The sequence below is a fragment of the Bradyrhizobium sp. R2.2-H genome (assembly GCF_004346455.1).
GTDB lineage: Bacteria > Pseudomonadota > Alphaproteobacteria > Rhizobiales > Xanthobacteraceae > Bradyrhizobium > Bradyrhizobium diversitatis.
This window is the reverse complement of sequence record NZ_SMBR01000004.1, coordinates 394,267-417,687: the sequence shown is the minus strand read 5'-3', so window position 1 is coordinate 417,687 and position 23,421 is coordinate 394,267. Positions and strand designations below refer to the sequence as shown.

Here is a 23,421-nt window from a genome sequence, read left to right as displayed (position 1 = left end):
CTCCGTGAAGGGTGTCGTGACGGAGTCTGAACGGCGCTTGCGCAGAAACCGGGATGGATGTCAGCACGGTTTCAGGGATCTTTTGCAGTTTTCGTGCAGGCAGGCTTTTCCCCCTCGCGCAGTGGCAGTCGCCTTGATAGGTGCGATGCGTTCATCACCTTGGGCTTGACGCATCATGCAGTTTCTCAATCGCCTCGGTCTCATCCTGCTCTGGCCTGCCGCGCTTCTCGCGGCGTTCGTGGCCGCGAACAAGAACGATCCCTACCTGCTCGTGCTACGCGGCGCCGGAAACGTCGCGCTTGTCGTCGCAAGCATCCTGGTCGTCATCGTCCTGCTGCGTCGTGGGCATTGGCGCAGCATTGCGGGCAAGCTGCTCGTCATGCTCTGGTGCCTGCCGCCGGTTTTGATGTTGGCGGCGCATGTCAGGTTCGAGCTGCGCAAGCACGAGGTTCTCAGCGCGAGCGCCGCCGAGGCGCGCCAGCTCGGGCCTCACTTCATGGTTGGCTATTCCTCTTTTCCCGAGGTCGCGCGTCTCGCCGAGCAGGGATTGATCGGCGGGGTCTACGTCACCCGGCACAACATCCGGGGACGGACGATCGAGGCGCTGCGGGCCGAGATCGCGGCGCTTCAGGACAAGCGGCGCGCCGCAGGCCTACCACCGCTGGTCGTTGCGGCCGATCAGGAGGGCGGCATCGTCGGGCATCTCGCGCCGCCGCTGACCAAGGTGCCGGCCCTGGCGACGCTCGCCGGGCTCGCTCCCGACGAGCAGCAGGCCAGGGCCGAAGAGTTTGGCCGCATCCACGGCCGAGAGCTTGCCGATCTCGGCGTCAACCTCAATCTCGCGCCGGTGCTCGACCTGAAGCCGCCGGTTCGCCGCAATCGCCTCGATTTTCACACGTTGATCGGCCAGCGCGCGATCGCGGCCGATCCCGCGGTCGTCAGCACGATCGCTAGCGCCTATGTCCGGGGGCTGGAAGAGTCGGGCGTCGGTGCCACGCTCAAGCATTTCCCCGGCATCGGGCGCGTGCGCGATGACACGCATCATTTCAGCGCCAGTCTCGATACGCCGGTGAAGCAATTGGAGGCAACCGATTGGCTGCCGTTCCGCGCGGTGCTGTCGCACTCGCGGAGCGCTCTGATGGTCGGCCATGTCACGCTCACCGCTGTCGATCCCGACCGCGCCGCATCGCATTCGAAGCGTGTGGTCGAGGGAATCATTCGTGGGAAATGGGGTTACCAGGGCGTGGTGATGACGGACGATCTCGTCATGGGCGCGATCTACCAGAACGATGTCTGCAAGGCCGTGGTCGAGGCGATCAATGCCGGTGTCGACATGCTACTGGTTGCCTATGACGGCGCGCAATTCTATCGGGTCTTTTCCTGCGCCCTGGATGCATCGCGGCAGGGCAGGCTCGACGCGGCGATGCTGCGCGCGAGCGCGGCGCGGTTGGAACTGCGCTCGCCGGCCGCACAGGCCGCAGCGGTCTCACCCGTTGGAAGCACACTTGGGATGATGGGCATGCCTGCTGCCCCGCGCGCGATGGCGCGGGGCGGTTGAGCTCGGCGAGTCTGCGCGTCGCGACGGGCGCTGTCTATTCTGCCTGCTCCAGCGCCGCGGGCATCTTCGCTACGGACATCAGCGACCGCGCCACCTGATTGAGCAGGAGATCGGCGTTCTCCTCTTCCGCGAGCGACTTCGATAGCAGCGCGACGATGGCGCTGTGCCGGAGCTGCTGCGCAAGGTTGCGCGCGGTGGTGTAGCCGGACATCTCGTAATGTTCGACGCGTTGGGCCGCCGAGATCAGCGCGAGGTCGGCGGCCGCGTCCTCCTTCTCTTCGCCTTCCTTCATGACTTCCTGGCCTTCCTCGATCAGGCCCATCATGCCCTTGCAGGGCTTGGCCCGCGCATTCTCGCCGAGCAGCTCGAAGCATTCGTTGATGCGCTCGACCTGGTTCTCCGTCTCGGCCAGATGCTGCTCGAACAGTTCGCGCAGCTGGTCGAAGCGCGCGGCCTGAGCCATCTTGGGAAGCGCCTTGGTCAACTGCTTCTCGGCATGGAGGATGTCGCGCAGCTCGTGAAGCAGAAGGTCGGTGAGGCCGGCCTCGTCGACGGGCGACGAACTCTCCGCGACGATCGATGGGGCCGCGCCGGGATCAGAAGACTGAAGCGCAGGCGATTCCGTGAATACCCAGTCCTCGCCTTCGTTCCAGGGACCGCGGGTGTCGATCTCGCCGTGATCACCGCTGCCGGTGGAATCGTTGAAATACTGGTTCACGAGGCCCGGCGTCGGAGCAATCCGGCCGATGCTGAAGGCCGGCTTGGACAGGCTTTCGAGCGCTCGCGCGAACGCCTTCATGTGTGTAATCTCTCGCGTCATCAGGAACTGCAGCGCGTCCTTGCTGCCGGCGTCGTCGCAGAAATTGATCAGTCGTTCGTAGACGATCTTTGCCCGTGCTTCGGCGGCGATGTTGCTGCGGAGATCGACGTCGAGCTCGCCGGTGATCTTGAGATAGTCGGCAGTCCAGGGATTGCCTTGCGAATTGAACAGGTTGACGCCGCCGCCGCCGGCAATCGCAATCAGCGGATCGGCTTCGGCCGCCTGGCGGTCGTTCTTCGAAGGCGCGAGGTGCATCCGGGCTAGGCAACCGACGACTTCGAGATGGCTGAGCTCTTCGGTGCCGATATCCATCAACAGGTCCTTGCGGTCGGGATCCTCGCAGTTCAGCCCCTGAATCGAATATTGCATCGCCGCCGCAAGTTCCCCGTTGGCGCCGCCGAACTGCTCGAGGAGCATATTGCCGAAGCGCGGATCGGGTTCGTCGACGCGCACGGTGAACATCAGCTTCTTGACGTGGTGGTACATGGGACGGCTCGCGCTATGAGGGAAACTACGGCGACAACGGGCCCTTGGAATGTTCGTTCCTTGTCATCCCAAAATTCGGATTTCGTTCCAGATCGGTCTGGCGGGGCGGCCTGAGCCTGTCCCGGCAATAGAGCAGCGACGGAGCTATGGGCCTCCGCCGCTCCCCCGCGCCAGTGGACCAGCTCGCAATGCGGTCGAGGGGCCGGCGGTCTCATCACGCATTGTGCTTCGAATGCAGGTGCGTTATGGCTCTCGCGCTTTTCAGAGGCGGAGACGAGCTTTGTCGAAACAATCCCTGCGCGAGGAGGCCGAACGCCTGATCCGCGAATCGATGGAAAAGAAGACCATCGTCGTCAAGCAGGGCACGACCCGCATCGAGGCGGTCTGCGGCAAATGCGGCGCCCCGAACCGGGTCCAGGCGGAAAAGGGCCAGGCCCGCGTCAAGTTCGCCTGCAAGCAGTGTGGGCACAAGCAAGAGACGTTGTAACCCATTCGCAGCTGCACCCTCGCCCCCTTGCGGGAGAGGGTGGCTTCGCGGAGCGAAGCCGGGTGAGGGGTTTCTCTCCGCGAGTCCTCTCTCAGTCGTATTCGTGGCGACAACCCCTCATCCGGCGCTTCGCGCCACCTTCTCCCACAAGGGGAGAAGGAAGAAGAATCATTCTCCCTCCACGAACTTCTTGAACGCATCGGCATAGTCCGGGTGCCAGCGCGACAATGGCGGGCGGTTCTCGACGATGTCGCCCATAGCCCAGAGCATGCGCTTCTCGTCGAGGGCCCGGGGCACGTCGTTGTCCGGGCAGAGGATGTAGAAATCGCCGGCTTCCAGCCGTGCCAGCATGAAATCGACCGTCTGCTCCGGCGTCCAGGCGCCGGCCGGCTTCTCGGTGCGTCCCTTGGCGGTCAGGCCGGTGAAGACGAAGCCCGGGATCAACAGATGTGCCGTGATGTGGCAGCCCTTCGTGTTGCGCAGTTCGTGTTGGAGCGCCTCGGTGAACGCTTTCACGCCGGCTTTCGAGACATTGTAGGCGGGGTCGCCCGGCGGCGTGGTGATGCCCTGCTTGGAACCCGTGTTGATGATCAGGCCCGGTTTGCCGCGCGCGATCATGTTCGGCGCGAAGATTCGCGAGCCGTTGATGATGCCCCACATGTTGACGCCGATGATGCGTTGCCAATGGTCGGGCTCGCCGAACAGTGTGCTTCCGGGCTGGATGCCGGCATTGTTCATGAGGATGTCGGTGCCGCCAAACCGCTCGCGCACCGCGCGTTCCAGTTCCGTCACGCTCTCGACCGTGCTGACATCGACGGCGGATGTCATCACGTTTGCGGGTGCCGTGACGGATGACAGTTTTGTTGCAGTCTCCGCCAACCGTGCCTCGTCGACATCCGCGACACATACCTTCATCCCAGCGCGCGCGAAGGCGGTGGCGGCGGCAAATCCGATGCCGGATGCGCCGCCCGTGATGACGGCAACATTGTCTTTGACGATGGCGGGATGTGGCATGGATCGTCTCCGTGGAGGGCGTCGGTCGAGCTATAACATGGCGGCAGTCCAGCCCTGCACAAGTCGGCATGGGAGGTCTTCGTTCGGCGCTGCCTTTACGCCTAACCAGCCCGGCTGTATCCTCGATCGAACGATCCCGCCCAGATCGAGCCAATCAATCACCTGACAGGGAGTGCAGCCATGGCTGTGTCGCAGGCTATTCCGATCACGCGCCATCCGTTTGCAAATGGATCTTACAAGCCGATGCTGATCGACGGGAAGTGGGTCGATGCAGCCTCGGGCAAGCGCTTCGAAACCCGCAATCCCGCCACCGGCGAGTTGCTCGCCACCGTCGCCGAAGGCGACAAGGAGGACATCGATCGTGCGGTTGCCGCCGCTCGCCGCGCCTTCGAAGGCCCCTGGAGCAAGGTCAAGCCCTTCGAGCGGCAGAACCTGCTCTTGAAGCTCGCTGACCTCGTCGAGAAGAATTTCGACGAATTGTCGCAGCTCGACACGCTCGACATGGGCGCGCCGCTCAGCCGCACCCGCGCCTATCGCCTGCGCGCCGTCGGCATGCTGCGCTATTACGCCGGCCAGACCACGGCGATCCACGGCGAGACCATCGAGAACTCGCTGCCCGGCGAGATCTTCTCCTATACGCTGAAGGAGCCGATCGGCGTCGTCGGCGCCATCATTCCCTGGAACGGGCCGCTGACCGCGACGATCTGGAAGATCGGCCCCGCGATCGCGACCGGCTGCACCGTCGTGCTCAAACCGGCGGAAGAAGCGCCGCTGACCTCGCTGCGCATCGCTGAGCTCGCGATGGAAGCAGGCGTGCCGCCCGGAGTCATCAACGTCGTGCCCGGCTATGGCGAGACGGCGGGCGCCGCGCTCGCCTCGCACCATGACGTCGACAAGGTCGCCTTTACCGGCTCGCATGTCACGGGCCAGTCGATCATCCGTGCCTCCGCCGGCAACCTCAAGCGCGTCTCGCTCGAGCTCGGCGGCAAGTCTCCGGACATCGTGTTCGCGGATGCCGATCTCGACGCAGCCGTGCCGGGCGCGGCGATGGCGGTGTTCGCCAATTCGGGGCAGATCTGCAGCGCCGGTACGCGCCTGTTCGTCGAGCACTCGATCTATGACGAATTCGTCGGCCGCGTCGCCGAGTTCGGCAAGAAGCTGCAGGTCGGCAACGGCCTCGATCCGAACGTGCAGATCGGACCGCTCGTCTCCGAGCAGCAGCTCGAGCGCGTCACCGGCTATCTCGATATCGGCCAGAAGGAAGGCGCCAAGGCGCTCGCCGGGGGCGGACGCGTCACCGAAGGTGCGCTGTCGAAGGGCTTCTTCGTCTCGCCGACGGTGTTCGCGGGCGTTGAGGACAACATGCGCATCGCGCAGGAGGAGATTTTTGGTCCCGTCATCTCCGCGATCGCGTTCAAGGACATGGACGAGCTGGTCAAGCGCGCCAACGCCACCACGTTCGGTCTTGGCTCCGGCCTGTGGACGCGCGATGTCAGCAAGGCCCATGCGGTGGCGAAGCGCCTGCGCGCCGGCTCGGTATGGGTCAACTGCTACCAGGCGATGGACCCGGCTGTGCCGTTCGGCGGCTACAAGATGAGCGGCTACGGCCGCGAGTCCGGCAAGCAGCACGTCGAGGAATATCTCAACGTGAAGGCGGTCTGGATCAAGACGGCGTAAGGCCTGTTCCTCGTCGCGTTCCGCGAGGGGGAATATCTGCTTCTTGTGGGGCGGCGCCTTTCCGGGTGGCCGCCCCACGCTATATGATCAGCATCCTTCCATGGAAAATTGGGGCCAGCATGAAATTTCCGGCGTTGTTCAAACCGTTGCAGGTGGGTCCGTACAAGCTCGCGCATCGCGTCGCGATGGCGCCGCTCACGCGCATGCGCGCCGAGCGCGAAAGCTTTGCGCCGCGGCCGCTCAATGCCGAATATTACGGCCAGCGCGCAACGCAAGGCGGCCTGATCGTCGCCGAGGCCTCGCCGGTGCTCTCGCACGGACGCGGCAATCCGGCGACGCCGGGCATCTATTCCGATGCGCAGATCGCCGGCTGGCGCAAGGTGACGGATGCCGTGCACGCCAAGGGCGGCATCATCTTCCTCCAGCTCTGGCATGTCGGCCGCGTCTCGCACTCCTCCTTCCACGGCGGTGCGCTGCCGGTGTCGGCCTCGTCGATTCCGATCAAGGCCGAGGGCATGAAGGCGATGACGGCCGACGGCAAGATTGCGGACTACGAGACGCCACGCGCGCTGGAGACCGATGAGGTCAAGGGCATCGTGGAAGCGTTCCGGCAGGGTGCGAAAAACGCGCTCGCCGCGGGCTTCGACGGCGTCGAAATCCACGGCGCCAACGGCTATTTGCTCGAGCAATTCCTGCAGTCGCGCAGCAACCAGCGTACCGATCAATATGGCGGCGGAATCGAGAACCGCGCGCGCCTTCTGCTCGAGGTCACGCAGGCCGCGATCGACGTTTGGGGGGCGAACCGCGTCGCCGTCCGGTTGTCGCCGCACGGCATCGCCAATGATTCCGGCGAGCCCGATCCGATGCCGCTCTACACCCATGTCGTGAAGGCGCTCGACAAGCTTGGCCTGGCGTACCTGCATTTCATCGAACCGCGCTCCAGCGGTGCCGGCCGCGCCGACGTCCATTGGGACAATGTGCCCTCGGCAATGGTGCTGTTCCGCCCGCTCTACAGCGGCGTGCTGATGACCGCCGGCGGCTTCACCGGCGAGACCGCGAACGCGGCGATCGCCGACGGCCATGCGGATATCATCGCGTTCGGCCGCATCTTCATCTCCAATCCCGATCTGCCGCGCCGTCTGGAGCACGGCTATCCGATCACGCCGTACAACCGGGCGACGTTCTATAGCGGCGAGGAGAAGGGATATACGGACTATCCGGTGTATGACGAACTGACGCCGGCATAACTTGCTCCGTCATTCCGGGGCGCGACGAAGTCGCGAGCCCGGAATCCACCCGACCGCATACCCGGAGGTGAGATGGATTCCGGGCTCGATGCTTCGCATCGCCCCGGAATGACGAGTTAGGGTGTCGCGCCACCGTCAGCCGCAATGACGACGGAGAAGACAATGGCCAAAGCCGCAGCCGCCGCAGGTATAGCCACCGGCCAGTGTCTCTGCGGCAAGGTCGCCTTCGAGATCGACGTTCCCGCGCGCTGGGCCTGGCACGATCACTCGGCCGCCAGCCGCCGCGCCCATGGTGCGGCTTACGCAACCTATGTCGGAAGCTGGAAGAAGCGCTTTCGCATCACATCCGGCAAGTCCGCGCTCACGCACTACGAGGACAGGGCCACGAAGACCACGCGCAGCTTCTGCTCCCATTGCGGTACGCCGATCATGTACGAACGTCCGCGCGGGCCGCACATGGTCAACATCCCCCGTGCGCTGTTCACGGAGCGCACCGGCCGCCAGCCGCTCTATCACATCGCCATCGAGGAGCTGCAGGAATGGGCCTATACCGGCGAGCCGCTGGTGCCGCTGAAGGGGTTTCCGGGCGTGGTGTGGCAGCGCTCGAAAAAGAAGAAGCGCGCGAGAGGCGAGGATCCGTTCGAGCTCGGCCGGGAGGAGATGTAACGTGGGCCGTGTGCTCAGCTCCCATGCCCCGGACGCTGCGCAGCGCCCCCGGCGATGCGAAGCATCGTCCGGTGCGGTGCGCTGCAGAGCCGGGGCCCATGCAGCCGCGAACGCGAAGCGAATCTGGGTCCCGGCTCTGCGCCGCAACGTTGCACGTTGCGCCGCGTCCGGGACACGCGAGTGGGGCTCTCGCGCAACGCAGCCATGACCACGCTTCCTTGCGCGCCTCCCAAGATCTCGGCCATCATGCCTTCAGTCCTTGCGGCAATGCCCGCTCCTGGAGGAAACATGAAGAACAAGATCACCGGCCGCTCCGCGTTTCTCGCGCTGCTCAAGGACGAAGGCATCACGCATCTGTTCGGCAATCCCGGTACCACCGAGCTGCCGATCATGCACGCGCTGAAGGATCATCCCGATCTCACCTATGTGATGGCGATGCAGGAAAGCCTCGTGGTCGCAATCGCCGACGGCTACAGCCGCGCCTCGGGCAAGCTCGTCGCCTGCAACGTGCACGTCGCGCCCGGCCTCGGCAACGCGATGGGCTCGCTCTACAACGCCCAGTTCACGGGCACGCCGATGATCCTCACGGCCGGCCAGCAGGAGCAGGGCCACGGCCTGATGGAGCCGGTGCTCTATGGACCGCTGGTGCGGATGGCCGAGCCGCTGGTGAAATGGGCGGTCGAGGTGACGCGGCTGGAGGACCTGCCGCGCATCGTCCGCCGCGCCGCCAAGGTCGCGACCACACCGCCGACCGGACCGGTGTTCATCTCGCTGCCCGGCGACATCCTCAACAGCGAGGCCGGCATCGATCTCGGCCGGTCCACCCGCATCGATGCGCGGACAAGACCATCGGATGAAGCGCTGAAGGCTTTCGCCGCCCGCCTGCTCAAGGCCGAGCGTCCCGTGATCGTTACCATGGACGAGGTGGTCAAGAGCGATGCGCTGAAGGAGGCGGCGGAGCTCGCAGAGCTATTGGGTGCTGCCGCCTATCAATCCTCCACGCCCTATGGCGCGCATTTCCTCTCCGAAAGCCCGAGCTTCGTCGGCACGCTCGCGCGCGTGCAGAAGGCCGCGCGCGATACCCTCGCACCTTACGATCTCCTGATCGCGCTCGGCGGCGATCCCCTGCGCATGTCGGTCTACAGCGAGGTCGATGCGCTGCCGGACGGACTTGGCATCGTGCAGGTCGGCCTCGTCGATTGGGAGATCGCCAAGAACTACGGCGCCGAGATCGCGCTGAAGGCTGATTTGAAGGAAACGCTGCGCGCGCTGATCCCGATGTTGAAGGAGATGGGTGGCTCTGCACTGGCGCAACGTGCAAGACAGCGTCTTGCCGAGCTTGCGCCGAAGAACTGGACCGCGCGCCGCGCCGAGCTGGTCGAGCAGATCAGCAAGAGCGCTGGCCGCAGCCCGATCGATCCGGACTTCCTGGTGCTGCAAATGATCGAGGCGATGCCTGACAATGCCATCCTCGTCGACGAAGGCCTCACGTCCAGCCGCCAGATCACGGCGCTGCGGCCGCACCGCGATCGCTACGGCTATCATGGCCTTGCCTCCGGCGGCATCGGCTGGGGACTGCCGGCCTCGGTCGGTGCCAGCATCGCCAATCCCGATCGTCCTGTGGTCTGCTTTTCGGGCGATGGCAGCGCGATGTATTCGATCCAGTCGCTGTGGACGGCGGCGCACCACAAGCTGCCGCTCAACGTCATCATCGTCAACAATGGCGGCTACCGCATCATCAAGCAGCGCCTGCTCGCCTTCCATGGCGACGACAACTACGTCGGCATGGACTTCGTCGATCCGCCCGTGGATTTCGCCGGCATCGCCAGGGCGCTGGGGTGCGAGGCGATCAAGGTCAGTGATCCCAGGGAGTTGAAGGGCACGCTGGCGTCGGCGTTCAATCGACCGGGGACGAAGCTGATCGAGGTGATGGTGGACGGCAAGGTCTGAGGCGCGATCAAGCTCCCGCACACTCGGTGTCATCGCCCGGCTTCGACCGGGCGATCCAGTAGTCCAGAGACGGTTGTGATGGAGCGAGGAGCCGCGGCGTACTGGATGCCCCGGTCAAGCCGGGGCATGACAGCGAGTGTGTGGCAGCTATCCCTTCCTCCCCACCCGATACCCCGCCGCGGGATGCGGCGCGCCTAACCTCGCACGTCCGCTGCCGAACAGCTTCTCCCGCAGCGAGCCCTTGGCATACTCGCTCTTGTACCGTCCGCGCCGGGTCAGCTCCGGCACCAGCATGTCGGCGATGTCCTCGAAATCGCCGGGCGAGATCGCGAACGCGACGTTGAGGCCATCGACATCGGTCTTTTCGAACCAGTCCTCGATCTTGTCGGCGACGCTTTCCGGCGTGCCGACCACGACTGGGCCGGCGCCGCCGATGCCGACATGCTCGATGACGTCGCGCACGGTCCAGACGCGGTCAGGATCGGCGCGGGTGACGTTGTCCATCGCGCTGCGGCCGGCGTCGTTCTGGACATGACGGACCTGCTGGTCGAGGTCGTAGCCGGAGAAATCGACGCCGGTCCATCCCGACATCAGCGCCAGCGCGCCCTCGGGGCTGATGTGGCGGCGGTAGTCGGCGTATTTCTCCTTCGCCTCGGCTTCGGTCCGCCCGAGGATGATCGTCATCATCGAGAACATCAGGATCTCGGCCGGGTTGCGGCCGAGCGCGGCGGCCTCCTGGCGGATCGCGGAGACGCGCGGCGCGATCACCTTGGCTGATGGCCCCGACATGAACACGCATTCGGCATGCTTGGCCGCGAATTGCCGGCCCCGCGGCGAGGTGCCGGCCTGGTACAGCACCGGCGTGCGCTGCGGCGATGGCTCGCTGAGGTGAATGGTGTTGTTGATGCGGTAGTTCGCGCCTTCATGATTGACGCGATGGACCTTTGCAGGATCGGTGAAGATGCCGCGCGTCCGGTCTCGCAGCACGGCGTCGTCCTCCCAGCTCCCTTCCCAGAGCTTGTAGACCACCTCCATATATTCGTCGGCGATGTCGTAGCGGTCGTCGTGCCCGGTCTGCCTGTCCTTGCCGGCACCGCGCGCGGCGCTGTCGAGATAGCCGGTGACGACGTTCCAGCCGATCCGCCCCTCGGTGAGGTGATCGAGCGTCGACATCCGCCGTGCGAACGGGTAGGGCGGCTCGAAGGACAGATTGCTGGTGACGCCGAAACCGAGATTCTGCGTCACCGCTGCCATCGCCGACAGCAGCAGCAGCGGCTCGTTCGAAGGCGTCTGTGCAGCATTGCGCAAGGCTGCGTCAGGGCTGTTGCCATAGACGTCGTAGACCCCGAGCACGTCCGCCAGGAACAGCCCGTCGAAACGGCCGCGCTCTAGCGTCCTGGCGAGATCGATCCAATAGGGCAGGCGATTATAGTCGGCGGTGCGGTCGCGCGGATGGGTCCACAGGCCCGGTGACTGGTGTGCGACGCAATTCATCGCAAAGGCGTTGAGCCTGATCTGTTTGGCCATGCTGGTCCCCTCGGCGCCCTGTACTGAGCGCTCTTCGAATGATAGATGTGCGCCCCAACTTGGCGAAGTTCTTGCATATGTTTGGGGGTTGGCAAGGTCAAAATCAGCGGTGCCGCCACGCCTGGCAAGCCGATCTCGAGCGAGCAGAAACGAAATCCCAAGAAAATTACAAGCGAACTACAAGAGAAACTCCAAGAAACTCTCCAAGCCCCCTGCCACTTTCGATGGCCTACGTAGCCCGCTACGTTCGCCCGCCTCGACAACCTTGAAAACGTAAGCAATGACCAGAGCCGACGCCATCGCCCGCGCCCGGAACGACTTCAAATCCGGTGCGTTCCTCGCTGAACTCGACCGCCGCGTCGCGTATCGGACCGAAAGCCAGAACCCGTCGCGCGGCACCGAGCTGCGCGCCTATCTGGAACGGGAGATGCAGCCGGCTTTCGCGGCGCTCGATTTTTCCAGCCGCATCGTCGAATCCCCGAGCGGCAAGGCGCCCTTCCTGGTGGCCGAACATCACGAGAGCGCGTCGGCGCCGACCGTGCTGGTCTACGGCCATGGCGATGTCGTCGACGGCATGGAGGGCGAATGGCGCGAGGGGCGCGATCCCTGGCGCACGACGGTTGCGGGTACGCGCCTCTACGGCCGCGGCACCGCCGACAACAAGGGCCAGCACAGCATCAATATGGCGGCACTCCGCGCGGTGCGTGACGCTCGCGGCGGCAAACTCGGCTTCAACGCGAAATTCATCGTCGAGATGGGCGAGGAGATCGGCTCGCCGGATCTCGGCAAGGTCTGCGATCTCAATCGCGACGCGCTCAAGGCCGACCTATTCGTAGCCTCCGACGGGCCGCGCCTGTCCGCCGACCGGCCGACGCTCTTTCTCGGCTGCCGCGGCGGCATCCGCATTCATCTCGACGTGAATCTGCGCGACGGCGGCCACCATTCCGGCAATTGGGGCGGCGTGCTCGCCAATCCCGCGACCATCCTGGTCAACGCGATCTCGACCCTGGTCGACGGCCACGGCCGTCTCCTGCTCGATGCCTTGAAGCCGCCGCGGCTCACCAACCAGATCCGCAGCTACCTCGCCGACGTGCAGGTGGTGCCGACCGCGGACGAGCCGATGCTCGCGGAGAACTGGGGCGAGGAGGGGCTGTCGGCGGCCGAGAGGCTCTATGCCTGGAACACGCTGGAAGTGCTGGCGATGTCGTCGGGCAATATCGAGAAGCCGGCGAACGCCATTCCCGGTCACGCCAATGCCGTGCTGCAACTGCGTTTCGTGGTCGGGACGAAAGTCGAGGGCCTGATCGAGGCAATCCGCGCGCATCTCGTTGCAAAGGGTTTTCCCATGGTCGAGGTGCGGGCGGCCCAGAGCTTTGCTGCATCGCGCACCGATTTCGACAGCCCCTGGATCAAATGGGCGGCGGATTCGGTCAGGGAGACCACAGGAAAGGCGCCGGCCGTGCTGCCGAACTTCGGCGGCTCGCTGCCGAACGACGTGTTTTCCGAGATCCTGGGCCTGCCGACGATCTGGGTGCCGCACTCCTATCCCGGCTGCTCCCAGCATGCGCCCAATGAGCACATCCTGCTGCCCTTGACCGAAGAGGCCTTGACGGTGATGGCCGGGCTGTTCTGGGATCTCGGGGAATTGCCAGGACCACTGACAGGCCCGTTAACCTGAGGCATTGGTCCAGCCAAAAGTCACATTCTAATCCGGCCCGATTTGTGCTTGCATCCGGCCGCATCATCCTGAAAGGGGAAGAAGAAAGTGAAACATTTCCGTAGCATCGGGCTCGCGCTCGCCGCGACCTTCGTCGTCAGCCAGGCCGGGGCCCAGGAGCTGACCGGCACGCTGAAGAACATCAAGGACACCGGCGCGATCACGCTCGGCTTCCGCGACTCCTCGATCCCATTCTCCTATCTCGACGACAACCAGAAGCCCGTCGGGTTCGCGATGGACATCTGCTACAAGATCGTCGACGCCGTGAAGAAGGAGCTCAAGCTCGACAAGCTCGAGGTCAAGCTCAACCCGGTGACGTCGGCGACGCGTATCCCGCTGATGGCCAACGGCACCATCGACCTCGAATGCGGCTCGACCACCAACAATGCCGAGCGCCAGAAGCAGGTCGCCTTCACCAACACCCACTACCTGACCGCCAGCCGTTATGTCTTCAAGAAGTCGAGCGGCCTGAAGTCGATCGACGATCTCAAGGGCAAGACCGTCGTCTCGACGGCCGGCACCACCAACATCAAGCAGCTCACCGAGGCCAACGTTGCGAAGAACCTCGGCGCCAACATCATCCCGGCCAAGGACCATGCCGAAGCCTTCCTGATGGTCGAGACCGACCGCGCGGTCGCCTTCGTCATGGATGACATCCTGCTCGCCAGCCTCGTCGCCGGCTCGAAGTCCCCGGGCGACTACGTCATCTCCAAGGATGCGTTCTCCAAGCCCGAGCCCTACGGCATCATGCTGCGCAAGGACGATGCACCTTTCAAGAAGGTGGTCGATGCGGCAACTGCTGCGCTCTACACCTCCGGCGAAGCCCAGAAGATCTACGACAAGTGGTTCACCCAGAAGATCCCGCCGAAGGGCCTGAACCTCAACACGCCGATCTCGGCCGAGTTGAAGAACGAGTTCGCCAAGCCTACGGATTCGCCGAACCCGGACGACTACAAGTAAGATAAAACCTCGATCTTTCGATCGGGATCATGTCCGGCCACTCTTGACACCAGGGTGGCCGGACATTTGCATAGGCGCTCAGGACATCCATGACTGGCGCGTTCGCGCGGGGGACACGTGAACTACAACTGGAACTGGGGAATCTTTTTCCAGCCGAACCCGATGGGGACCGGCACCTATCTCGATATGCTGCTGTCGGGCCTGGTGCTGACCCTCAAGACCGCGGCGCTGGCCTGGGTCATCGCGCTGATCACCGGATCGATCGTCGGCGTGATGCGTACGCTGCCGTCGAAGGGGGCGAACTGGTTCGGCTTTGCCTATGTCGAATTCTTCCGCAACATGCCGCTGCTCGTGCAGCTCTTCCTGTGGTACTTCGTGCTGCCGGAGCTGCTGCCGAAAGCTGCCGGCACCTGGCTGAAGCAGCTCCCGAACGCGCCGTTCTGGACGGCGGCGATCGGCATCGGCTTCTTCATGTCGGCCCGCGTCGCCGTGCAATTGCAGGCCGGCATCGGTTCGCTGCCGCGCGGGCAGAAGATGGCAGCAACCGCGCTGGGCCTGACCACGGTACAGGCCTATCGCTACGTGCTGCTGCCGATGGCATTCCGCATCATCCTGCCGCCGCTCACCTCTGAATTCCTCAACACCATCAAGAACACGGCGGTGGCAATCACCATCGGCCTGCTCGAACTGACCGGACAGGCGCGCTCGATGCAGGAATTCTCGTTCCAGGTGTTCGAGGCCTTCACCGCCGCGACCATCCTCTATCTCCTCGTCAACGCCGTCGTCGTGACCGGGATGCGCTTCCTCGAGCGCTGGGTCGCGATCCCCGGCTACATCACGGGGAAATAAGCGATGTTCGGCAATCTCGATTTCGACGTCATCCGCCGCGCACTGCCCTATCTGTTCTTGGAGGGCATGACCTTCACGTTGACGCTGACAGGGCTCGCCGCCCTTGGCGGTCTCGTTTTCGGCACGGCACTCGCGCTGATGCGGCTCTCCGGCTTCAAGATCCTCGGCCGCATCGCCGGAATCTATGTCGACTTCATGCGCTCGCTGCCGCTGGTGCTGGTCATCTTCTGGTTCTACTTCCTGGTGCCCTATATCGGGCAGTGGGTGACCGGCGCCTCGCGGCCGATCAGCGTCGGCGCCTTCGCCTCCTCGCTCATCACCTTCATCATGTTCGAGGCGGCGTATTTCTCCGAGATCATGCGTGCCGGCATCCAGTCGATCTCGCGCGGACAGCCGGCTGCTGCGAGCGCGCTGGGGCTGACCTACGCGCAGACCATGCGCTACGTCGTGCTGCCGCAGGCCTTCCGCAACATGCTTCCGGTTCTGATCACGCAGACCATCGTGCTGTTCCAGGACACCTCGCTGGTCTACGTTCTCTCGATCACGGACTTCCTGGGCGCGGCCAGCAAGGTGGCGCAGCGCGACGGGCGCCTGGTCGAAATGTACCTGTTCGCAGCAGTCGTTTACTTCACCATCTCCTGTATCGCGTCCTATGGCGTCCGCCGCCTCCAGGCGCGCATCGCCATCATTCGCTAGGGCTAGAAGCTCATGATCGAAATCAGCCACGTCAACAAATGGTACAGCCCCAGCTTCCAGGTGCTGACCGACTGCACCACCAGCGTCACCAAGGGCGAGGTGGTCGTGGTCTGCGGCCCCTCCGGCTCGGGCAAGTCGACGCTGATCAAATGCGTCAATGCGCTGGAGCCGTTCCAGAGCGGCGATATCCTGGTCGACGGCATCAAGGTCAATGATCCCAAGACCAACCTCCCGAAGCTGCGTTCGCGGGTCGGCATGGTGTTCCAGCACTTCGAGCTGTTTCCTCACCTGAAGATCATCGACAATCTCTGCCTCGCGCAGGAGAAGGTGCTCGACCGGTCGCGCGACAAGGCGAAGGCGAAAGGCATGCAACTGCTGGAGCGCGTCGGCCTCAAGGAACAGGCGCAAAAGTATCCCGCGAACCTGTCCGGCGGCCAACAGCAGCGCGTTGCGATCGCCCGTGCGCTCGCCATGGATCCGATCGTCATGCTGTTCGACGAGCCGACTTCCGCGCTTGATCCGGAAATGGTCAGCGAGGTGCTCGACGTCATGGTGGATCTCGCTCATGAGGGCATGACCATGATGGTTGTCACCCATGAGATGGGTTTTGCCCGCAAGGTCGCCAACCGCGTCATCTTCATGGACCGCGGCGAGATCGTCGAGGACGCGGCGAAGGAAGACTTCTTCGGCAAGCCCCGTAGCGACCGCGCGCAGAAGTTCTTGTCGAAGATTCTCTCCCACTAACCGGACGTCATCCCGGGGCGCGCATAGCGCGAGCCCGGGATCCATACTCCCGATGGTGGCTATGGATTCCGGCCTCATTCGCTGCGCAAATGCCCCGGAATGACGAAACGTGGGGTGCTTGCTCCACTCATTTCGCGTATAAACGCGCCAAATCCCTTCCCTCCCAGGAGACCCGCCTTGGACCCGATCGCCTATGTCAACGGCTCATTCGTCCCGCTTTCGGAAGCCAAGATCTCGGTGCTCGATCGCGGCTTCCTGTTCGCCGACGGCATCTACGAGGTCTCGGCCGTGCTGGACGGCAAGCTGGTCGACAATGCCTCGCATCTGGCCCGGCTGGAGCGTTCGGTCGGGGAGATCAAGCTGAAGCTGCCGGAGACGATCGAGCGCATCACCGAGCTCCAGAAGGAGCTGATCGCGCGCAACAAGCTCCAGGACGGTCTTGTCTATCTCCAGGTTACACGCGGCGCCGACAAGGGGCGCGACTTCCCGTTTCCCAAGGGGGACGTCAAGCCGAGCCTGGTGATGTTCACGTCCGAGAAGGACATCATCAACGCGGCGGCGGCGAAGACCGGCATCAATGTCATCACGGTGCCCGACATCCGCTGGGAACGCCGCGACATCAAGAGCGTGGCCTTGCTGGCGCAGGTGCTGGCGAAGCAGGCCGCGGCCGAAGCCGGCGCCGGCGAGGCCTGGATGCTGCAGGATGGCTACGTCACCGAGGGTGGCTCGTCGTCGGCGTTCATCCTGACCAAGGACGACGTCATCGTCACCCGCAAGAATTCCAACGCGATCCTGCCCGGCTGCACGCGCAAGGCCGTGATCGCGCTGGCCGAGGAGCGCCAGCTCCGCGTCGAGGAACGGTGCTTCACGGTCGCCGAGGCGCTCGCCGCCAAGGAGGCGTTCATCACCAGCGCATCCTCGTTCGTGCAGCCGGTGGTCGCCATCGACGGCAAGACAATCGGCGACGGCAAGCCAGGTCCGATCGCAACGCGCCTTCGCGAAATCTACGTGGAGTTCGCCAAGGCGACGGCGGTTTGATTGTCATTGCCGGGGCTTGACCCGGCAATCCATCACGAGTCAGAAGTCGTTTGGATGGATGCGCGGGTCAAGCCCGCGCATGACGATTTGTAATCGGGCGGGCGTTGTTGCCTACGCTACCGAAGCCTTCACCTTCACCGGATGCACCGCGCGGAACGCGATCGCGAGCCTGTTCCAGGCGTTGATGGCGCCGATCAGCATGGTCAGGTTCACCGTCTCCTCATCGGAGAACTGTGCGCGGACCTGCTCGTAAGTCTCGTCGGGCGCATGCGTCTGCGAGATCAGCGTCACCGATTCCGTCCACGCCAGCGCGGCACGCTCGCGCTCGGTATAGAGAGGGGATTCTCGCCACGCGTTTAGCAGGTAGATGCGCTGCTCGGTCTCGCCGCGCTTGCGCGCGTCCTCGCTGTGCATGTTGATGCAGAAGGCACAGCCGTTGATCTGCGACGCTCGGATCTTGACCAGCTCGATCAGCGATTTCTCGATGCCGGTCGACTGGATCTGCTCCTCCAGCGCCATCAACGCCTTCATCGTCTCCGGCGCGGCCTGGAGGTAGTTCATGCGAGGCTTCATGATTGTCTCCTTGCTTCTTGGGTTGAGGTCAGTGGGCGCCACCGGCCGAGGTGTGGCCGGGCTTCTTCAGGAAGAGGACGGCGAGCAGCGCCACGATCAGCGCCATGCCGAGCAGATAGAAGGTGTCGCTGAAAGCCAGGATATAGGCCTGCTTCTGCACGATACGGCCGATCGCGACATAGGCGCGATGCGCGGCATCCGCATGGTCGAGGACGCCGTGATTGACGAAATACTGGGTGAGTTGCTCCAGTCGCGTGCGCGTTGCCTGCTCGAATATCGAGACCGACTGCATCAGCACGTTGGAATGATACTGCTCGCGCTTGGTCAGAACGGTCTGCAGGATCGCAATTCCGACCGCGCCGCCGAGGTTGCGCATCATGTTGAACAGGCCGGACGCCGAGCCTGCGTTCTCGGCTTCGATGCCGGCGGTTGCCACCGCCGACAGCGGCGCCATGACCAGTGCCTGCCCGATGGCGCGAACGACATTGGGCCACAGCAGCTGGTCGGCAGCGTAGTCGCTGGTCATGGTGATGTTCATGAAGTTGGACGCCGCAAACAGCACGAAGCCGACGCCGATGATGATCCGCGCGTCGAAGCGCTGCATCAGGCGCGGCACCAGCGGGATCAGCACCAGCTGCGGCAGTCCGGTCCAGGCCAGCACCATGCCGATCTGCTCGGCATTGTAGCCCTGGATGCGTGACAGATACTGCGGCAGGATGAACACCGAGCCGTAGAGCGCGATGCCGAGCAGGAAGTTCGCGAGCATGCCGAAGCCGAAATTGCGGCGCACCAGCAGGCGCAGGTTCAAGAGTGGCTTCTTTACCGTGAGCTCGATGATCAGGAAGGCGGTCAGCGCCACCGCCGCTATCACCGACAGCTTGACGATGAAGGGTGAGCCGAACCAGTCGTCCTTGTTGCCTTCCTCGAGCACGGTCTGCAGCGCCGACAGGCCGATTGCCATGGTGACGATGCCGGCCCAGTCGCCCTCCGCTAGAAGCGACAGCTTCATTGGCTTGGCCTCAAGCGCGTACCAGAGCATGCCGACCATGATCGCGCCCGGGATGAGGTTGACGTAGAAGATGTACTGCCAGCCGAAATTCTCGGTCAGATAGCCGCCGATGGTCGGGCCGATCGCGGGCGCGAACGTCGCCGACAGCGCGAACAGCGCGAGGCCCACCGGCTGTTTGCCGCGCGGCAGCAGGGTGATGATCAACGTGAAGGCCAGCGGGATCAGCACGCCGCCGGTGAAACCCTGGATGGCGCGCAGCACGATCATCTGCGACAAATCCTGCGCCAGCGCGCAGGCCGCGGAGAGAGCCAGGAACAGGATCGCGTTGGTGAGTAGATAGATGCGGATCGAGAACACCTGCGCCAGCCAACCGGACAGCGGGATCACCACGATCTCGGCGACGAGATAGGAGGTCGAGATCCAGCCGCCGTCGTCGATGCCGGCGCCGATCGCGCCCTGGATGTCGGCGAGCGAGGCGTTGACGATCTGGATGTTCAGCACCGCCATGAAGGCGCCAAGCGTTGCGCCGATCACCGCGATCCAGGTTTTGGCCGGCACCGACGGAGCGGCGGGTGCGGGAATGCTGGGGGCGGATGTCGCGTTGAGGGCGGGTTGAAGCGTGCTCATGGAAGCCTCGTCTCGGCTGCGGAGACAGGATGCGGATGATTTCGACAATCGAGGACGTTCTGGAACGGTCTTCCGGCAGGGTTTGACAAACCTGCCGGGTCCGGGTCAGCCGCCGTGCGGCCTTAGCATGTTGTCGGCGAGACGCCTGGCCGTCTCGCGCTCGGCCAGCACGGTCGCCTTGGTGTCGATGGTCGGCACCGCGGACATGCCGGGGCGAAGCAGGCCGGTGAGGCTGTGGTCGTCGAGCACGATCTTCACCGGAACGCGCTGCACGATCTTGGTGAAGTTGCCCGTGGCGTTGTCGGGCGGCAGCAATGCGAATTCCAGCCCGCTCGCCGGCGACAGGCTGTCGACATGGCCGTGCAGCGCCCGATTGCGGAAACTGTCGACGTACAGCTCGACCGGCTGGCCGGGCCGCACATGCGTGAGCTGGGTCTCCTTGAAGTTGGCAACGACATAGACCGCATCGAGCGGCACCACGGCCATCAATTGCGTGCCGGCTTGCACGTATTGGCCGACGCGCAAGCTACGGGCGCCGACCGTGCCATCCACCGGTGCTGTGATCTCGGTATAGGACAGGTTCAGCGTTGCCTGCTGCGCGACCGCACGGGCACGTTCGAGCTGGGCTGCGGCCTGGGCACGCTTGCTCGTGAGCACGTCGATCTTGCGCTGTGCAGCCACAAGGCCGAACTTCGCGTGCTGCAATTGCGCGCTGCTGGCGCGCAGCGCCGCGTCGGTCTGCTGCGCGCGCTGGATCGTGCCGGAGCCCGACTTCATGAGGTCGTCGTAGCGGGCGCGCTCCTCTTGTGCGAATTTCAGATTGGCGTCCGCGGCAGCGACATCGGCCGTGCTTTGCTCGATGATCGGCTGTTGCAGTTCGAGCTGGGCATCGATGTTGCGCACGGAGGCTTCGGCAGCCGCGACGTCGGCGCGGGCCTGGTCGAGTGCTGCCTTGAAATCGCGGTCGTCGATCTTGGCCAGCAACTGGCCTGCCTTGACCTTCTCGTTATCGCCGACCAGCACCTTGGCGATATAGCCGGACACTTTCGGCGCGACGATCGTGGAATCGGCCTTCACATAGGCGTCGTCGGTGGATTCGAGGTACCGGCCGGTCTTCAAATAGTCGTAGCCATAGTCGCCGGCGACCGCGATGCCGAGGATCAGCGCCAGGCCGATGGCCGCCCGATTGATTGTCTGCCGAGACAGCCGCAGGCCGATTTTTGCAGTTGTTCCAGAGACATAAGAAGCGTTTGACATGACATCCTCGAAATTCCGGTCGCCCGTTCGAGGAGGGACGCCCGCATTGACGAGGGTAAGATGCGTTGTCCCGGCCTTTGTGATAATCCCGGAATTATTTGAAGCATTATCCAGTAATAACGGATAATCGGAGCTTCTGAGCCATGGATCGCTTCACCAGCCTCACCGCCTTCGTCCACGTGGTCGAAAACGGCGGGTTTTCCGCCGCCGCCCGCCGCCTCAACATGTCGACGACCATGGTGAGCAACCACGTCCAGGCGCTGGAGGACCGGCTCGGCGTGCGGCTACTCAACCGCACCACGCGGAAGGTGAGCCTCACGGAAATCGGCAAGGCCTATTACGATCGCTCAACCCAGATTCTCGCAGATCTCGAACAGGCCGACGACGTCGCGAGCGAATTGCAGTCGGTGCCCCGCGGCACGCTGCGGATTCACGTCGCCACGCACATGGTGCCGCTTGTCGCGCCGATCGTGGCGAAGCTGCTGTCGACCTATCCGGAACTCAGGATCGATCTGCGCATGGGCGAGGCCGATGTCGATCTCATCGAGGAGGGCTACGACGTTGCCCTGCGCATGATCCCGCCGCCGGATTCGAGCCTGATCGTGCGGAGACTTGCCACCTGGCGTCACGTGCTGTGCTGCTCGCACGATTATCTCGAGAAGCACGGCCGGGTGCAGAAGCTCGACGAACTCACCGGGCACAATTGCGGCCGGCACTTGAACTATCCGTTTGGCGACGAATGGCGCTTCCTTGACCGCAAAGGCACTCCGGCCTCCGTTCGCATCTCGGGCAGCTTCGTCACCAATAGCGGGGAAGCGCTGCGCAAGGTCGCACTGGAGGGCGCCGCTGTCTGCCTGATGGCGGGGTTTCTCATTCAGGACGATCTCGATACCGGCCGCCTCGTGCGCCTCTTGCCGGAATATCGGACGGTCGAGCTGTCCATGAACGCGGTCTATCCGCATCGCCATCATCTGTCGGCGAAGGTCAGGACCTTCATCGACCTGCTCGCGCACCACAGCGCCGAGCAGCAGAAGCTGATCAATCCGTATTCATGAATGACGCGGCGGCGGCAGCCGGCCAAACACGCTGTCGAGGGCCATGCCGATCGCAAGCAGACGACGATCACTTCCCGCGGGGCCGTCGAGTTCGAGCCCGATCGGCAGTCTGCTGCTGGCGCCGAGTGCGATCGGGATCTGGATGCCGGGAATGCCGGCATTGCTGCCGGGATCGGTGTTCTGGATGAACAGCGCGAAATTCTCCAGGCTGCTGGAGTCCGGGTTGGAGGGGATGGCGACGCGCGGCGTGGTCGGAAAGGCGATGGCGTCGAGCTTGTTTCTGGAGAACGTGTTGCCGTAGAGCGCCTGAAGCGCAGGCCGCGCGATCTTGACCGCGGCGTCGTAGATCGGCTTGGCGTCGACAAGCGTGTCGTCGGGACCGGGCAGCTTTCGCGGGATCACGAGGCCCTCATAGGTACCCTTGACGTCGGCGCTGGAGATCTCCTGCGCCAGCGCTTCGACGCTGAGGCCGGTGCCGGTGTGGGCGAGATAGGCGACCAGATCGTCATAGGCCTCGTATAGCGCGACTGGAAAGCTGGCCTGGCCATTGAGCTCCGCCAGTCGAGGCATCTCGATCTCGACCACGACCATGCCTTGGGCTTTCATCTGCGCGACTGCCTGCTGGAAGGCGGCCTCGGTGTCGCCATCGAGATTGGCCAGCATCGTCCTGGCAATGCCGATGCGGACCAGCTTGAGATCCGCAGGCAGGACCGGATCGCCACCGGCGATCACGCGGTCGAGCAGCGCGACATCGGCCATGGTTGCGGCCATCGGACCCGCGGTGTCGCGGGTGTGCGAGATCGGCGCGATGCCGTCTTGCGGATAGCGCCCGACCGTTGGCCGTAGCGAGGCGCACCCGTTCAGGGCGGCAGGCACGCGCACCGATCCGCCGGTGTCGGTGCCGAGCCCGCCCGCGATGATCCGCGCGCCGATCGCGGCGCCCGTCCCGGACGAGGAGCCGCCGGCGATCAGGGACCTGTCATAGGCATTGCGTACGCCGAACTCGGCACCGGCCTCGAACGCGGTGTTGTAGCCGGAAATGCCGAAGGCGAGCTCGTGCATGCTGGTCTTGCCGATGACGATCGCTCCCGCATCGCGCAGCTTTGCCACGACAGGTGCATCGGCCCTTGGAATGTAATCCTTCAGCGCGGGGGTGCCGGCGCTACAGGGCAGCCCGGCCACCTCGATATTGTCCTTGATCACCACGGGTACGCCGCCGAGCGGCTTGCTCCTGTCACCCTTGGCGTCGAACGCCGCGGCGGCCTCCAGGGCACCGGCCTCGTCCAGCGTGATGAAAGCGTTGAGATCGGCGTTGGCTTTGGCGCGGGCAAGAGCTTCCCGGGTGAGCGCGGTACTCGTGATTTTCCCGGCGCGGAGGTCGGCCGTGGCCTGGGTCAAGGTCAACTCGTCGTAATTCATGAGGCGTCACCTGATTGCAGAGGTGCCATCAGGGCGCCTCCGCCA

General features: G+C 64.2%; 20 protein-coding genes. 13 read left to right on the top strand and 7 right to left on the bottom strand.

Annotation, left to right across the window (positions count from 1 at the left end; translation table 11 throughout):
• Positions 1-175: 175 nt before the first annotated feature.
• Positions 176-1,558, top strand: a complete 1,383-nt coding sequence (locus EDE08_RS12940) for a glycoside hydrolase family 3 N-terminal domain-containing protein (RefSeq protein WP_131869083.1) — start codon at positions 176-178, stop codon at positions 1,556-1,558.
• 34 nt (positions 1,559-1,592) lie between these two features.
• On the opposite strand, the gene EDE08_RS12935 is transcribed toward EDE08_RS12940, so the two are convergent.
• Positions 1,593-2,864 (bottom strand): DUF892 family protein, encoded by a 1,272-nt coding sequence (locus EDE08_RS12935; protein WP_061879057.1) that lies wholly within the window; start codon positions 2,862-2,864, stop codon positions 1,593-1,595.
• A gap of 280 nt (positions 2,865-3,144) precedes the next feature.
• On the opposite strand from EDE08_RS12935, the gene EDE08_RS12930 reads away from it, so the two are divergent.
• Positions 3,145-3,351, top strand: coding sequence for a hypothetical protein (locus EDE08_RS12930; RefSeq protein ID WP_061879056.1), 207 nt, complete (start codon positions 3,145-3,147; stop codon positions 3,349-3,351).
• Positions 3,352-3,519: 168 nt separating this feature from the next.
• On the opposite strand, the gene EDE08_RS12925 is transcribed toward EDE08_RS12930, so the two are convergent.
• On the bottom strand, positions 3,520-4,365 hold the full coding sequence (locus tag EDE08_RS12925; RefSeq protein ID WP_131869084.1) for an SDR family NAD(P)-dependent oxidoreductase: 846 nt from the start codon (positions 4,363-4,365) through the stop codon (positions 3,520-3,522).
• Between the two features lie 180 nt (positions 4,366-4,545).
• Between EDE08_RS12925 and EDE08_RS12920 the strand changes: the two genes are divergently transcribed.
• The 4 genes from EDE08_RS12920 (at position 4,546) to EDE08_RS12905 (ending at position 9,905) form a co-directional block, all read left to right on the top strand.
• The gene (locus EDE08_RS12920; protein WP_131869085.1) at positions 4,546-6,042 is read left to right on the top strand and encodes an aldehyde dehydrogenase family protein; all 1,497 of its coding nucleotides are present in this window, start codon (positions 4,546-4,548) and stop codon (positions 6,040-6,042) included.
• A gap of 119 nt (positions 6,043-6,161) precedes the next feature.
• Positions 6,162-7,289, top strand: coding sequence for an alkene reductase (locus EDE08_RS12915; protein WP_131869086.1), 1,128 nt, complete (start codon positions 6,162-6,164; stop codon positions 7,287-7,289).
• 162 nt (positions 7,290-7,451) lie between these two features.
• Positions 7,452-7,955 carry a GFA family protein gene (locus EDE08_RS12910; protein WP_131869087.1) on the top strand — a complete coding sequence of 168 codons (504 nt, stop codon included), beginning with the start codon at positions 7,452-7,454 and terminating at the stop codon, positions 7,953-7,955.
• A 288-nt stretch (positions 7,956-8,243) separates the two neighbouring features.
• Complete coding sequence (locus EDE08_RS12905; RefSeq protein ID WP_131869088.1) at positions 8,244-9,905, top strand: thiamine pyrophosphate-binding protein; 1,662 nt, start codon at positions 8,244-8,246, stop codon at positions 9,903-9,905.
• A gap of 147 nt (positions 9,906-10,052) precedes the next feature.
• Here EDE08_RS12905 and EDE08_RS12900 read toward each other — a convergent pair whose 3' ends face one another.
• On the bottom strand, positions 10,053-11,432 hold the full coding sequence (locus tag EDE08_RS12900; RefSeq protein WP_131869089.1) for an LLM class flavin-dependent oxidoreductase: 1,380 nt from the start codon (positions 11,430-11,432) through the stop codon (positions 10,053-10,055).
• 280 nt (positions 11,433-11,712) lie between these two features.
• On the opposite strand from EDE08_RS12900, the gene EDE08_RS12895 reads away from it, so the two are divergent.
• The 6 genes from EDE08_RS12895 (at position 11,713) to EDE08_RS12870 (ending at position 17,436) form a co-directional block, all read left to right on the top strand.
• Positions 11,713-13,110, top strand: a complete 1,398-nt coding sequence (locus EDE08_RS12895; protein WP_131869090.1) for a M20 family metallopeptidase — start codon at positions 11,713-11,715, stop codon at positions 13,108-13,110.
• Between the two features lie 87 nt (positions 13,111-13,197).
• Positions 13,198-14,109, top strand: a complete 912-nt coding sequence (locus EDE08_RS12890) for an amino acid ABC transporter substrate-binding protein (RefSeq protein ID WP_131869091.1) — start codon at positions 13,198-13,200, stop codon at positions 14,107-14,109.
• 117 nt (positions 14,110-14,226) lie between these two features.
• Positions 14,227-14,958, top strand: coding sequence for an amino acid ABC transporter permease (locus tag EDE08_RS12885; protein WP_131869092.1), 732 nt, complete (start codon positions 14,227-14,229; stop codon positions 14,956-14,958).
• Positions 14,959-14,961: 3 nt separating this feature from the next.
• The gene (locus tag EDE08_RS12880) at positions 14,962-15,654 is read left to right on the top strand and encodes an amino acid ABC transporter permease (RefSeq protein ID WP_131869093.1); all 693 of its coding nucleotides are present in this window, start codon (positions 14,962-14,964) and stop codon (positions 15,652-15,654) included.
• Between the two features lie 12 nt (positions 15,655-15,666).
• On the top strand, positions 15,667-16,398 hold the full coding sequence (locus EDE08_RS12875; protein ID WP_061879045.1) for an amino acid ABC transporter ATP-binding protein: 732 nt from the start codon (positions 15,667-15,669) through the stop codon (positions 16,396-16,398).
• A gap of 177 nt (positions 16,399-16,575) precedes the next feature.
• Complete coding sequence (locus EDE08_RS12870; protein WP_131869094.1) at positions 16,576-17,436, top strand: D-amino-acid transaminase; 861 nt, start codon at positions 16,576-16,578, stop codon at positions 17,434-17,436.
• A gap of 111 nt (positions 17,437-17,547) precedes the next feature.
• Here the strand turns inward: EDE08_RS12870 and EDE08_RS12865 are convergent, their stop codons facing one another.
• The 3 genes from EDE08_RS12865 to EDE08_RS12855 all read right to left on the bottom strand — a co-directional run bounded on the left by EDE08_RS12865 (position 17,548) and on the right by EDE08_RS12855 (position 20,902).
• On the bottom strand, positions 17,548-18,009 hold the full coding sequence (locus EDE08_RS12865; RefSeq protein WP_131869095.1) for a carboxymuconolactone decarboxylase family protein: 462 nt from the start codon (positions 18,007-18,009) through the stop codon (positions 17,548-17,550).
• Between the two features lie 28 nt (positions 18,010-18,037).
• Positions 18,038-19,645 carry an MDR family MFS transporter gene (locus EDE08_RS12860; RefSeq protein ID WP_131869096.1) on the bottom strand — a complete coding sequence of 536 codons (1,608 nt, stop codon included), beginning with the start codon at positions 19,643-19,645 and terminating at the stop codon, positions 18,038-18,040.
• Between the two features lie 105 nt (positions 19,646-19,750).
• The gene (locus tag EDE08_RS12855; RefSeq protein WP_131869097.1) at positions 19,751-20,902 is read right to left on the bottom strand and encodes an HlyD family secretion protein; all 1,152 of its coding nucleotides are present in this window, start codon (positions 20,900-20,902) and stop codon (positions 19,751-19,753) included.
• A gap of 143 nt (positions 20,903-21,045) precedes the next feature.
• On the opposite strand from EDE08_RS12855, the gene EDE08_RS12850 reads away from it, so the two are divergent.
• Positions 21,046-21,957 (top strand): LysR family transcriptional regulator, encoded by a 912-nt coding sequence (locus EDE08_RS12850; protein WP_131869098.1) that lies wholly within the window; start codon positions 21,046-21,048, stop codon positions 21,955-21,957.
• Here the strand turns inward: EDE08_RS12850 and iaaH are convergent.
• Positions 21,952-23,376 (bottom strand): indoleacetamide hydrolase, encoded by a 1,425-nt coding sequence (gene iaaH / locus EDE08_RS12845; RefSeq protein ID WP_131869099.1) that lies wholly within the window; start codon positions 23,374-23,376, stop codon positions 21,952-21,954. The genes EDE08_RS12850 and iaaH overlap by 6 nt on opposite strands.
• Positions 23,377-23,421 lie beyond the last annotated feature (45 nt).